The organism is Rhodospirillales bacterium (assembly GCA_016712595.1).
GTDB lineage: Bacteria > Pseudomonadota > Alphaproteobacteria > Rhodospirillales > Defluviicoccaceae > Defluviicoccus.
Window position 1 is genome coordinate 922,188 of sequence record JADJQT010000002.1, and the last position, 12,066, is coordinate 934,253.

The 12,066-nt window shown below is 59.5% G+C and carries 12 protein-coding genes; 7 read left to right on the forward strand and 5 right to left on the reverse strand.

Features of this window, described 5'->3' with window-relative positions; all coding sequences use genetic code 11:
* The first annotated feature begins 9 nt into the window (after positions 1 to 9).
* Positions 10 to 825, forward strand: coding sequence for a septum site-determining protein MinD (minD, locus tag IPK66_16050; protein ID MBK8176703.1), 816 nt, complete (start codon positions 10 to 12; stop codon positions 823 to 825).
* Positions 822 to 1,106 carry a cell division topological specificity factor MinE gene (gene minE / locus IPK66_16055; GenBank protein MBK8176704.1) on the forward strand — a complete coding sequence of 95 codons (285 nt, stop codon included), beginning with the start codon at positions 822 to 824 and terminating at the stop codon, positions 1,104 to 1,106. The genes minD and minE overlap by 4 nt, the downstream gene beginning before the upstream one ends.
* Positions 1,107 to 1,173: 67 nt before the next feature.
* Here the strand turns inward: minE and moaA are convergent, their stop codons facing one another.
* Positions 1,174 to 2,166, reverse strand: coding sequence for a GTP 3',8-cyclase MoaA (gene moaA / locus IPK66_16060; GenBank protein ID MBK8176705.1), 993 nt, complete (start codon positions 2,164 to 2,166; stop codon positions 1,174 to 1,176).
* Positions 2,167 to 2,702: 536 nt separating this feature from the next.
* On the opposite strand from moaA, the gene IPK66_16065 reads away from it, so the two are divergent.
* Positions 2,703 to 3,332, forward strand: a complete 630-nt coding sequence (locus tag IPK66_16065; protein ID MBK8176706.1) for an autoinducer synthase — start codon at positions 2,703 to 2,705, stop codon at positions 3,330 to 3,332.
* 21 nt (positions 3,333 to 3,353) lie between these two features.
* On the opposite strand, the gene IPK66_16070 is transcribed toward IPK66_16065, so the two are convergent.
* A complete protein-coding gene (locus IPK66_16070; protein MBK8176707.1) occupies positions 3,354 to 4,850 on the reverse strand; it encodes an outer membrane protein transport protein in 1,497 nt (498 codons plus the stop codon).
* Between the two features lie 152 nt (positions 4,851 to 5,002).
* On the opposite strand from IPK66_16070, the gene IPK66_16075 reads away from it, so the two are divergent.
* The 4 genes from IPK66_16075 (at position 5,003) to IPK66_16090 (ending at position 7,601) form a co-directional block, all read left to right on the forward strand.
* Positions 5,003 to 5,542: a hypothetical protein gene (locus IPK66_16075; protein ID MBK8176708.1), complete on the forward strand. Its 540-nt coding sequence runs from the start codon at positions 5,003 to 5,005 to the stop codon at positions 5,540 to 5,542.
* 246 nt (positions 5,543 to 5,788) lie between these two features.
* Positions 5,789 to 6,607: a LuxR family transcriptional regulator gene (locus tag IPK66_16080; protein MBK8176709.1), complete on the forward strand. Its 819-nt coding sequence runs from the start codon at positions 5,789 to 5,791 to the stop codon at positions 6,605 to 6,607.
* 11 nt (positions 6,608 to 6,618) lie between these two features.
* A complete protein-coding gene (locus IPK66_16085) occupies positions 6,619 to 6,948 on the forward strand; it encodes an HNH endonuclease (GenBank protein MBK8176710.1) in 330 nt (109 codons plus the stop codon).
* A 143-nt stretch (positions 6,949 to 7,091) separates the two neighbouring features.
* Positions 7,092 to 7,601, forward strand: coding sequence for an acyl-CoA thioesterase (locus IPK66_16090; protein ID MBK8176711.1), 510 nt, complete (start codon positions 7,092 to 7,094; stop codon positions 7,599 to 7,601).
* Here the strand turns inward: IPK66_16090 and IPK66_16095 are convergent.
* From IPK66_16095 to IPK66_16105, 3 genes are all read right to left on the reverse strand, one after another.
* Positions 7,598 to 8,836, reverse strand: coding sequence for an MFS transporter (locus IPK66_16095; protein ID MBK8176712.1), 1,239 nt, complete (start codon positions 8,834 to 8,836; stop codon positions 7,598 to 7,600). The two genes, IPK66_16090 and IPK66_16095, sit on opposite strands and share 4 nt — an antisense overlap.
* A gap of 231 nt (positions 8,837 to 9,067) precedes the next feature.
* On the reverse strand, positions 9,068 to 10,936 hold the full coding sequence (locus IPK66_16100; protein ID MBK8176713.1) for a hypothetical protein: 1,869 nt from the start codon (positions 10,934 to 10,936) through the stop codon (positions 9,068 to 9,070).
* A 47-nt stretch (positions 10,937 to 10,983) separates the two neighbouring features.
* Positions 10,984 to 11,859 carry a hypothetical protein gene (locus tag IPK66_16105; protein MBK8176714.1) on the reverse strand — a complete coding sequence of 292 codons (876 nt, stop codon included), beginning with the start codon at positions 11,857 to 11,859 and terminating at the stop codon, positions 10,984 to 10,986.
* Positions 11,860 to 12,066: the final 207 nt, after the last annotated feature.

Genomic DNA, 12,066 nt, shown 5'->3' on the forward strand with positions numbered 1-12,066 from the left:
GAGGAAAACTTGGGTAAAGTCATCGTCATGACGTCCGGCAAGGGCGGGGTCGGCAAGACCACGTCGAGTGCCGCATTCGCCGCCGGCCTGGCGTTGAAGGGTCACAAGACGGTGGTCATCGACTTCGACGTCGGTCTGCGAAATCTCGATCTGATCATGGGCTGCGAACGGCGGGTGGTGTTTGACTTCATCAACGTCATCAACGGCGATGCACGCCTGAGCCAGGCGCTGATCCGGGACAAGCGCGTCGAGAATTTGTCGGTGCTGCCGACCAGTCAGACCCGCGATAAGGATTCGCTGACCCGCGACGGCGTTGAGCGCGTGCTGGACGAGTTGCGCGAGCAATTCGACTACATCGTCTGCGACAGCCCGGCCGGCATCGAGCGCGGCGCGCTGATGGCGCTCTACTTCGCCGACGAAGCGGTGATCGTCACCAATCCCGAGGTCTCCAGTGTGCGGGATTCTGACCGCATTCTCGGCGTTTTGCAAAGCAAGTCCCGTCGCGCCGAGCAGGGGCTCGATCCGGTGCGCGAAAACCTCCTGTTGACCCGCTACGATCCCGACCGCGTTGCCAAGGGTGAGATGCTGAAGGTCGAGGACGTCCTGGAAATCCTCGCGATCCCCCTGCTCGGGATCATTCCGGAAAGCGAATCCGTGCTAAAGGCTTCGAATCTCGGCATGCCGGTGATCATGGACAAGACCTCGAAGGCCGGGCAAGCGTATACCGACGTCGTCGGCCGCTATCTCGGTGAGACCATCGAGCATCGCTTCGTGCAACCTGAACGGCGAGGCATCTTCCAGCGCCTCCTGTGGAGGACGGCATGAGCTTTCTCAGCCTTTTCCGTGCCCGGTCAAAACCTTCGGCCGTCGAGGCCAAGGAGCGGCTGCAGATTTTGCTGGCCCACGAGCGATCGGACTTGGCGAAGCCGGATTACCTTCCGAAGCTGCACAAAGAGTTGCTTCAGGTCATCGCCAAGTATGTCGCGATCGACGAGGATAAGATTAGCGTCGATTTTGAAACGCAAGGCAACGTCTCGACGCTCGAGGTGAATATCGAGCTGCCGAACCGGTCGATGCGTCTGGTCGATAACGCGATCGCCTCATAGCCGTTGCGGTTTGATGGCGGCCGCGATCCGGGGCGAGTTCCCGTGCGGGTGATCGCGTTGCTGGCGCTCAGCCGCCGGTTACGCTCATATGGCGGGGAACGGCGGGCGCGCTGTGCTGGCGGTCGATCACGAAGTCATGTCCCTTGGGTTTGCGCGAGATCGCCTCGCGGATTGCCGCATTGAGCGTGTCTTCGCCTCCCTTTGCGCGCAGGGTCGTCCTGAGGTCGGCGGCATCTTCCTGGCCAAGACACATGTAAAGACGGCCGGTACAGGTCAGACGCACGCGGTTGCAAGATTCGCAAAAGTTATGGGTCATCGGCGTGATGAAGCCGAGGCGCACGCCGGGCTCCTCGACGGTCACGTAGCGGGCAGGCCCGCCGCTGCGCCAGGCAAGCGGGGTCAGCGTCCACCGCTCGGCCAGCCGGGCGCGGACGGCGCTTAACGGCAAGAACTGGTCGAGGCGGCTCTCGCCGCCGATGTCGCCCATTGGCATGACCTCGATCAGCGTCATATCGAAGCCGCGCTCGGCGCACCAGAGGACGAGGTCGGGGATTTCGTCCTCGTTCACGCCTTTGAGGGCCACGACGTTGATCTTGACCCGCAGCCCTGCCGCCTGAGCCGCGTCGAGTCCGGCAAAAACGTTGGCCAGATTGCCGATGCGGGTGATGGCGCGAAACTTTGCCGGATTGAGCGTGTCGAGCGAAACGTTGAGGCGGCGCACGCCGAGATCGGCCAAGGCTGGCGCGTGCGTGACGAGGCGGCTGGCGTTTGTGGTCAAGGTCAGCTCATCGAGCGCGCCCGAGGCGAGATGACGCGAGAGCGCGCGAAACAAGGAGAGGATGTCACGGCGGACCAGAGGCTCACCACCGGTGATGCGCAACTTGCGCACGCCCAGCCGGACGAACGCCGAGCACACCTGATCAAGTTCTTCAAGGGTCAGTAATTCCGCTTTCGGCAGAAACTGCATCGCCTCGGACATGCAATAGACACAGCGAAAATCACAGCGATCGGTGACCGAGACGCGCAGGTAGCGGATGTATCGCCCAAAAGGATCGACCATCGATCCCGGCACGCCCGGAAGAGCGGACGACAGGGCCGCGGAGCTGGCCGGAGCGGCCTTTGATTGCGGTTCGGCAAGATCGATAAGCGGTGGATCGAACAATGACATACGTCGGTCGCCTCGTTCCGTCCGGACGCTGCCGGTGATGCTTACCTAGGCGGCATCGGCCGTCCGGGCAAGAGCGGCAAACCACAGACGACGGTCTCGTTGTCGCAGGCAGAACGGCGATCGTTCCACGGCTCGCCGATCAGAGGGCTGCCAAGGTCCAGCCACCGGAGGCGCGAGCCTTCGGCGGACCAGCCATGACGGCTAATAATGTTCATTATATGTTCTTGATGCTTGATCGCATTCTGTAAATAGGTATATACACCTATTTGCGAAGGCCATCACTGTGCCCTCACGACGCGTTTACGACGCGAATGCGTTTTACCCGCTGTTTCCTGCCGTCTGTCCTTTCGCCGTGCGCTCATTTCATTGCGCCGGGCGCGTCCGTGCGTGAAGGCCGGCACGCCGCAACAATGAACCCGGAGGTCTGGATGATCGATGCGATCTCATTAAAAACTGCTCACCTGCTGGGGGACGCATTGCCCGCGGCGCACCGGCTGCGCTATGACATTTTCGTCGAGCGACAGAAGTACGACGTCCCCTCGTGGCAAGGCATGGAATGGGACCAGTTCGACACCCCTGCCGCGGAATACCTGTTGTGGCGCGACGATGAGGGGCGGGTTCGTGCCGTTGCCCGGCTAATTTCCACGTCGCGGCCTTATATGATCGCAGAACTCTGGCCGGAACTGGTCGAGACGGGAGAAGTGCCCGCGAGCGACGACATTTGGGAAGTCTCCCGCGTCGGCATTGATCGCAGGCTCGATGCGGCGACGCGGGCGCGGGTGTTGAGTGAAATGTTTTGCGCCCTCGCTGAGTTTGGTCTCGAGAGCGGCGTGCGCGCATACGTGTTCGTCACGCCACCCAGGATCATCGACGCGGGCCTCGTCGCCGCGGGGATCGACGTTCGCCGGCTTGGAGCGCCAAAGCGCCTGGGACGGTTGCCTGTGGTCGCCGCGCAGTCTTTCGTCAGCCATGGCGGATTGATCAAGCTGCGGCGCTACCATCGCATCGCCTATCCGGTCCTGCGCATCGCCGGCAGGCTTGACGCGCTAGCGGCCTAGCCGCACCGAACTCTTTCCCACTCAAAATGACCAGTTGACCTGCAGGGCGAGCATGTCGACGCCGTTGTGGCTCGATCCGGAAAGATTTCCGCGAGCGGCGTTTCCAGGCTCGTCGGCGGCAAGGCCGATGCGGGCACTTTCGATGAAATAGTGACCATAGCCTACCGAAAAGCCGATGTTGGGCGCGGCTTGGTAGCTGGCGCCGAGCGCGATCAGCAGGCCGTTGTTCGAGGGCGTTCGCGGCGTCCTGGTCTTATTGCGGGTCGGACTCTGATCGTAGCCGATGCCGGTTCGCAGGGCCCAATCCTCCGACGGACGATAGGTCGCGCCGGCGGAAAAAGACCACGTATCGCGCCAGTCCTCTTCCGTCACGTCATCCGGCTTTGCCGGGTCGCTGACGCTGATGCGAAGTTCACGGTATCGGCTCCAGCGAGTCCAGGTTACATCGGCCATCACTGCCCAGCCATGCGGGAGGTCCTGGTAGAGTCCGATGCCAATGACTTCGGGCAGTGTCAGTTTCGCCCGTGCCGCCGTCGTTCCCGGCTTGACCCCGAGCGCCGCACCGACGCCAGCGTCGTCGAGACGCACGCGCGTATCCCCCTTCAGTTGTTGGTGAACGGCCGAACGATAGGAGAGCCCGAGACGGGTTCCGGGCAAGGGCTCGAACAGCAGGCCGGCCGTCCAGCCATAACCCCAGTCGTCACCCGTAAGCTTGGCAAAACCGTCCTGAGCGCCAGGTTGCGCGCCGGGGACGCCATTTGCGGCGCCCAGTGAGCCGAAGTCGAGTGCGCTTGTAAGCTTGGCATCGACGTATTCGACCTGTAACCCCGCCGCGATCGAAAGGCCGTCGATGGGCCGATAGGCGATGACCGGGTTGAAGTCGATCGTACGTAATCGCGACTGCACGGCGTGATAGCGCCCGATCCAGTCCTCATCGTACTCCGTCTCGAATCCGAAGGGGGCATTGATCGCAAGCCCGAGCACGACGTCCGCGAGCTGGGTAAAAGTCTCATCCAGTTTCCAGGCACCATAAAGCGCCGGGACGAGCGTGTTGCCACCGCCGTCGCTGTTTCCGCCACCGATCGGTGAACCCAGGGCGTTTGACGCTCGTCCGTCGTCGAAACGGGCGTGCGCGTGCGTGAACGTGCCAAGCATGGCAACGCCGCTGCTGGGGACCCCGGCAAGAGCCGCTCCATTGAAGAACATGTATGTCAGGTCTTCGGCGTCAGCCGTTGCCCCGGCGTGGGCATTGGCAAGCGACGAGGCGCTCTGGTCGCGAACATAGAACGCCGAAGCGGCACTCGGTGACGGAGAGAATGCGGACGAGGCCGACATGGCCGCCGTCGCTGCGGTGATCCATCGGGCGCTGCTTCGCCGCGCGTACCGCGCCGCGAAGGCGTTCGGGCCAGTGATCTTCGCCATCGAGTGGCCGACGAAGCGTCCTTTCCGGCGATCGCGCGCCAACGCGGCAGCATGCCCGATCGGCAGCCCGGTACTTCCGCGCAGGACGATACGCATCGCCACTTATACGTGTTGTACATGGCTCAAATGGGTTATACCAGGACAAACGACAGGCGGCGGCGAGGGATCGTCAGATGGCTCCACGCGGATATTGAAAAAATTTGCGTCAAAATCCTTTCGATCAATTCCTTCCGACTTGCGTGGCGGGCATGAACCGGTCAGCGGCCGTTGGCGATCGCGGCGAGACAGTCGGCTCTCCGTCGGCACAGAAGGGCAAAACTTCGACATCGGCGGGCTTGCCAGCGCGCATCGAGCGCGCAGTGCAGATGCGCGGCCATCGCATCACGATCCTGATTGAGGTCGCGCGCACGACGCGCAGCCATCAGGAATTGTCGAGCAATGCGAAAGTATTGACTTGCGCGAGCGGTGGCGATGATCGCCGCCTGAATCAGCTCGGTGAGGCGCGTCTCGAATGCGTGCCGATCCACGCTATCGTCGTCGCATTCGCCATATGGAAGATCGGCAAGGGAAAACCCGGCGACCAACGGGATAGCGGCGTTAATGAGTTCCGGTTGGCTTCCGGGCGTCTCGCTGCTGGACATCTCACCCTCCAAACCGTCTGCTCTATACGATCCGTCTCCGCTCGTCTTGCGAGCGGACATTCAGGCCCGCGCACGGTAAAGGGGGAAATCGCAATCGGTAAACCTACCGAATCCAGTGGATTGACGCCGTCGAATTCGCCTGAATGACGGCGGCATCGAGGATCGTGCGAGTAAAACGCGTATTTTCCACACACGCGCTTGACAATATGGCCAAAATGACTTTTTTTACTCATATGGGGTAATATTACGGGCCCAAACTCAGTGTCGCTACCCTGTTTTTAAGAGTCGTTCGCGAGGAGGTGCGGTCATGCTGGACGCCTGGACGTCACTCCTGCACCAAGCCCGGCCTATCGACATCATGACTTGGCGGTGTGCCGTCGACGGGCTGCTCCGATGATCCCCGACAATACGAACAAGCCCGGCAGTGCGAATACGAAAGAGGTCATCGTTGCGTCTGCTCCGTCCTACGAAACGGAAGCATTGCGCGTGACCGACTTCATCGATCGCTGCGACCAAGCGACGGCGCCGCAGGGGGTTTTCGATGCGTTCCGCCATGCTGCGGGCCACTTCGGCTACCATCGGATCGCTCTCGTCGCGGTAACGGCCGCCGCTCAACAAGCGCTGGGCCTCGCAGAGTTGTCACCGGTCATCACGGCCAACGTGCCGGAAGAGTGGATCCGTCACTATCGCGCCAATAGCTACGAAGTGTACGACCCGGTGCTCTTACAGACACCCCACGAAGAAGGGCCGCTTGTCTGGGATGATCTCTTGCGTGGCGTGCAGCTATCTCCCAAGCAGCGGCGCGTTCTCATCGAGAGCCGTGATGCCGGCTTGTTCAATGGCGTGAGCATTCCTCTTCACGGCCCGAGGGGCGAAACCTACGTGACCAGCCTTGCGACCGAGCACGCCGCGGCGATGCACCGGGCAAATCTGGCAAAATTGCAGCTCGTGGCTATTCAATTCATGATTTCCTATTCCCGAACCGTCCGTCGGGATACGGAACGGCCGGCTTCGGTGCATATCACCGATCGCGAACGCGAGTGCCTGACATGGACGGCGCGCGGTAAGAGCGCCTGGAGCATCGGCAAGATCCTCGGCCTGTCCGAGCACACGGTTAATTTTCATCTCAAGCGCAGCATGGTCAAACTCGACGCCACCAATCGCATGCAGGCGGTCGTCGCTGCCGTGCGGTTAGGCCTCATCTTGCCCTGAACAGACCCGCGATGCCGTGGAAACCTATTGATCCCAGCCGAGCTGATCGTGAACGCATGCGCCGCCAGGCGATGGAGGCCGCGCGACCAAAGCATCACAACCGCGCCTACAAGAGTGCAACCTGGCAAAAGTTGCGACAGGAGAAGCTCTCGGTCGATCCCCTTTGTGAATTCTGCGGCGAGGCGCCTGCGACAGAGGTTGATCACATCAACCGCAATCCTTGGGATAATCGCTGCGAAAATCTGCGCAGCGCCTGCAAACCCTGCCACTCGGCGAGGACGATGCGCGATCAGAATGACGCCCGGCGCCGGGCGCAAACGGCCAAGGCGAATCGCTCCTGAGCTATTCATCCGGCGCCAAGCTGGCTTGCGCGCAAGAAGCGTTGAAATTGCCGTCGTGTCCTCGCACATCGACACTGCGACGCTTTTCGTCGCGCTCACGGCCCTCCGGCCGGCAGCGGTTCATAAGGGACCCAACGAAAACCATGAAGGATGATCAGACAAAGGCGGGGAAAAATCGTACCGATGTCGGAAGTTATGCATTTTGGACGCGGGATACGGTTCGCTTCTCCGATATCGACCGCTACCGGCACATCAACAATGTCGCCACCGCGACCTATTGCGAGACCGGCCGGGTTGAATATGCGGAGGCCCTGTGGCCCGGATCGACGGCTGGCGAGCACGCCGGCTGGGTTATCTTGCAGTTGACGGTGCGCTACCTCGCCCAGGCGCACTATCCCGGTGATGTTGCGATCGGTACGCGCATTGAACACGTGGGCCGCACGTCCTGCACCTTCGTGCAAGGTCTGTTCAAGGACGGCCTCTGCTTTGCCACCAGCGAGAGCGTGCTCGTCTGGCTCGATCTTGCCGACGGCGGTAAAGCGGTTCCTTTTCCCAAGGTTTTGAACGAGCGTCTGCACGCGGAAGCGGTTCAGCCGAGCCTGACCTCGGAGACCCTGACGCCGATCGGCGGACCGTTGATGCCAGCCGGCTAGCGCGCTTGGCCGTCGTCGGCGATCAGCCGATCGCGGCGGCGCAGGGCGGGGAACCAACGCGCCCACAGCACGGCGACGAGCAAGGTGCCAATCCCGCCGGCGACAACCGTCGGCACGGTGCCGATCAGTGAGGCGAGCATGCCGGATTCAAACTCTCCGAGCTCGTTCGAAGCACCGATGAAAACGGTATTGACCGCCGAGACCCGTCCGCGCATGGCGTCCGGCGTTTCGATCTGCACTAACGTTTGACGAACGAACACGCTGACCATATCGGCCGCGCCGAGCACGAGCAGGCAGGCGAGCGAGAAGACGAGGCTTGTTGAGACGCCGAAACAGACAGTCGCCAGTCCGAAGACGCCGACGGCCTCGAACATCCTGCGGCCGGTGCGCCGCGTTAGCGGCCGATAGGCGAGGAAAAGGGCCGTGCACGAAGCACCCACCGCCGGCATCGAGCGCAGCAAGCCCAGTCCCCATGGCCCGATATTAAGGATATCAGCCGCGAAAATCGGCAGTAGCGCGGTTGCCCCGCCGAGGAGCACCGCGAAAAGGTCGAGCGAAATAGCGCCGAGGATCACCGGCTCTTGGCGGATGAAGCGAATCCCGGCGACGAGGGTCGTCCAGCTGGTTTTTTCCGGAGCGCGCGTTTGCGAGCGGTAGCGTATTGCCGCGAACAATCCAAACACGACGATAAACAGCGTCGTCGAGATCGCGAACACGACGGCGCCGCCCAGCGCGTAGAGGAGCCCGCCGATCGCCGGCCCGGCAATGGTCGCGGTCTGCCAGGCGGTTGAGGTCCAGGCGATGGCGTTGCTGAAATGCTCGACCGGCACGAGGTTCGGAACCAGCGCCTGGCCGGCGGGATTGGCGAAGGCGCGGGTGGCACCGATCACAAAGGTCAGCAGATAGATCGGCCAGACCGCCTGCAAGCCGTGCCAGGCGAAGGCAAGCAGGCCTGCAGCGGCAGCAATGGTGAGCGCATAGCAGACGAGTAATACGGCTCGCCGGTCGAAGCGGTCGGCGACATGACCGGTAACCAGCGCCAGACAAATCGCCGGCAGGAACGCCACGAGACCGACGATCCCAAGCGCCAGGGGATCCCGCGTGATGTCGTACACCAGCCATCCGACGGCGACATTCTGCATTTGCAAGGCCACGGCGGACAAAAACCGGCCAAGACAATAGAGGGAAAAATCGCGATGCTGGAAGGCGACCCATCCCAGGCGGCGGGAGCTCATGCTCATGGCTCGAGGGTAATTCCGAACAGAAAGGCAGGGTCCGCGCCGACGCGCATTGGGGCGAATGCGCGCCGGCCGGCTTCAAGCAAATGGCATGTCTCGATGGCGATTCAATCCCCGAGCAACGCGAAATCCGCTTTGCTCACACCGATGTGTTGAGGTGCCCCTTAAACAAATATCCTCGTCTTATTGATCCTCATCATGAACATCTCACGCTTGGTCAGCGGGATGCTAAGCCGCATAGGTAACGTTGATTGCATACTGTCCCTGGGTCAGGTTCCAGTCGGCGTTGCTTTGGATCAGCACGCCATTTTTGCGACAATTTATGAAGTGGACGCCGTCCATTTTGTGCGTGGCGTCAAATCCGTTCAACGCGCTGGGGAGGGGCTGGCCGTCAAAGGAGCAATCTTTCAGGGTTATATTGTATGCTGAACCTCGAACGGTATCAGCGCTCCAAACGCTTTTTACAATATTCAATGAACACCATTGGCCGTCTCCGGTGTATGTTGCGGTGTGACCATGATGTCCAACAACACGTATATTTTCGAATAAGATATTCTGAATTGCCGCGTGATCGGATGCTTCGATATCGATCGCATGCGACGCGTGCGAATGCTCGACATCGATATTCCGGAATGTCACGTTCTGGATGTAGTCTGCCGGGGTCTCGGCGCCGATTCCGATTGCCCGCCCGCCGTAATCATTGACGACGAAGCAATTTTCCACGAGCACCCCGTCGGTCGACCGGTTATCGGATGGCGTGCACTTGAGGGTTATGCCGTCATCCCGGCCACGGACAAGGCAATGGTGCACCCATCCGTTCTTAAGGCTGTAAATATCGATACCATCGGAATTATTTCTCCAACCGAATATTTTGATCCAATCGACCTCGCAATTATCGGACTTCCACAGCGAGACATTGAACCCGGGGGAATCAACGATGGTTATGCCTGAGATGCGGGAATTGGCCCCGTAACTGATAATTGGCTTGCCCGAGCCCCATGCATAGTTGACATTTGTGATGATGCCGCGGCCAAGAATTTTACAGTCATTATTCAGCACGAATTGTCCGCTGACGATACAGCCATCGGGAATTACGATCGTCTTGCCGGCCGCCAATGTCACGCTGCCGACATCGTGGAATCCTGGCGTATAGACCGTAACGTTGGCGTCGGCGGCCGGGGTTGAAGCGATGGGATTGGCGGAAATATAAAGGGGATTGGCCTCGCTTCCGTTGACCTGGACTTCAAAGTGCTGGTTAGCAGTAATTCGGAATGAAATCGTATTCCCGGAAATTGTCGGGGTGATGCGAGACGCCGTGGGCAAAATCTTCGCCGAGGTCACGGTTCGATTTGAGACTTTGACCGTGATCAGCACCTCGCCGTCACAGTCGAAGTTGCAAAACCCGAGCCAGTCGAAGGAGGGATTGACCCCGCTGACATACGCATAGGAATTGGCGTACTTGGCGGAATAGACCGGAACCGCCAGCCCATTGGCCGTCACCGCGAAATCAGAATGAATCGCCGGCGCCTTGGCATCCACCACCGCGGCCGCGACGAATACCGTCCCGGCCGGCGGGGCGGGAGGTTGCGACGGCATGCCCGCCGAATCCGCATAGGTAACGTTGATTGCATACTGTCCCTGGGTCAGGTTCCAGTCGGCGTTGCTTTGGATCAGCACGCCATTTTTGCGACAATTTATGAAGTGGACGCCGTCCATTTTGTGCGTGGCGTCAAATCCGTTCAACGCGCTGGGGAGGGGCTGGCCGTCAAAGGAGCAATCTTTCAGGGTTATATTGTATGCTGAACCTCGAACGGTATCAGCGCTCCAAACGCTTTTTACAATATTCAATGAACACCATTGGCCGTCTCCGGTGTATGTTGCGGTGTGACCATGATGTCCAACAACACGTATATTTTCGAATAAGATATTCTGAATTGCCGCGTGATCGGATGCTTCGATATCGATCGCATGCGACGCGTGCGAATGCTCGACATCGATATTCCGGAATGTCACGTTCTGGATGTAGTCTGCCGGGGTCTCGGCGCCGATTCTGATTGCCCGCCCGCCGTAATCATTGACGACGAAGCAATTTTCCACGAGCACCCTGTCGGTCGACCGGTTATCGGATGGCGTGCACTTGAGGGTTATGCCGTCATCCCGGCCACGGACAAGGCAATGGTGCACCCATCCGTTCTTAAGGCTGTAAATATCGATACCATCGGAATTATTTCTCCAACCGAATATTTTGATCCAATCGACCTCGCAATTATCGGACTTCCACAGCGAGACATTGAACCCGGGGAATCAACGATGGTTATGCCTGAGATGCGGGAATTGGCCCCGTAACTGATAATTGGCTTGCCCGAGCCCCATGCATAGTTGACATTTGTGATGATGCCGCGGCCAAGAATTTTACAGTCATTATTCAGCACGAATTGTCCGCTGACGATACAGCCATCGGGAATTACGATCGTCTTGCCGGCCGCCAATGTCACGCTGCCGACATCGTGGAATCCTGGCGTATAGACCGTAACGTTGGCGTCGGCGGCCGGGGTTGAAGCGATGGGATTGGCGGAAATATAAAGGGGATTGGCCTCGCTTCCGTTGACCTGGACTTCAAAGTGCTGGTTAGCAGTAATTCGGAATGAAATCGTATTCCCGGAAATTGTCGGGGTGATGCGAGACGCCGTGGGCAAAATCTTCACCGAGGTCACGGTTCGATTTGAGACTTTGACGGTGATCAGCACCTCGCCGTCACAGTCGAAGTTGCAAAACCCGAGCCAGTCGAAGGAGGGATTGACCCCGCTGACATACGCATAGGAATTGGCGTACTTGGCGGAATAGACCGGAACCGCCAACCCATTGGCCGTCACCGCGAAATCAGAATGAATCGCCGGCGCCTTGGCATCCACCACCGCGGCCGCGACGAATACCGTCCCAACCGGCGGGGCAGGAGGTTGCGACGGCGTGCCCGCCGAATCCGCAAGAAGACCCTGAAGAGCAGTTCGAGTACCAGGCATATTACTTTCTCCAGTATTACGATTGCATCTACGCTCTCCGGGCACATCCGAGCACTTTTTATTGCAAATATAATATTGGACAGTCATAATTGTAGATTATGATAAATGAAAAACAGATATACTTTTTTATAGTATTGTATTTTATGGCTGATACTGTAATTTTTATTGTGAAAAACAAACAAAGACAGCGCCTATGGTCCACTGGCA

Bases quoted from the DNA above. Each gene is read 5' to 3' on its own strand.
- minE (MBK8176704.1), top strand. From the start codon at position 822: ATGAGCTTTCTCAGCCTTTTCCGTGCCCGGTCAAAACCTTCGGCCGTC.
- moaA (MBK8176705.1), bottom strand. From the start codon at position 2,166: ATGGTCGATCCTTTTGGGCGATACATCCGCTACCTGCGCGTCTCGGTC.
- IPK66_16065 (MBK8176706.1), top strand. From the start codon at position 2,703: ATGATCGATGCGATCTCATTAAAAACTGCTCACCTGCTGGGGGACGCA.
- IPK66_16070 (MBK8176707.1), bottom strand. From the start codon at position 4,850: ATGCGTATCGTCCTGCGCGGAAGTACCGGGCTGCCGATCGGGCATGCT.
- IPK66_16075 (MBK8176708.1), top strand. From the start codon at position 5,003: ATGAACCGGTCAGCGGCCGTTGGCGATCGCGGCGAGACAGTCGGCTCT.
- IPK66_16080 (MBK8176709.1), top strand. From the start codon at position 5,789: ATGATCCCCGACAATACGAACAAGCCCGGCAGTGCGAATACGAAAGAG.
- IPK66_16085 (MBK8176710.1), top strand. From the start codon at position 6,619: ATGCCGTGGAAACCTATTGATCCCAGCCGAGCTGATCGTGAACGCATG.
- IPK66_16090 (MBK8176711.1), top strand. From the start codon at position 7,092: ATGAAGGATGATCAGACAAAGGCGGGGAAAAATCGTACCGATGTCGGA.
- IPK66_16095 (MBK8176712.1), bottom strand. From the start codon at position 8,836: ATGAGCTCCCGCCGCCTGGGATGGGTCGCCTTCCAGCATCGCGATTTT.
- IPK66_16105 (MBK8176714.1), bottom strand. From the start codon at position 11,859: ATGCCTGGTACTCGAACTGCTCTTCAGGGTCTTCTTGCGGATTCGGCG.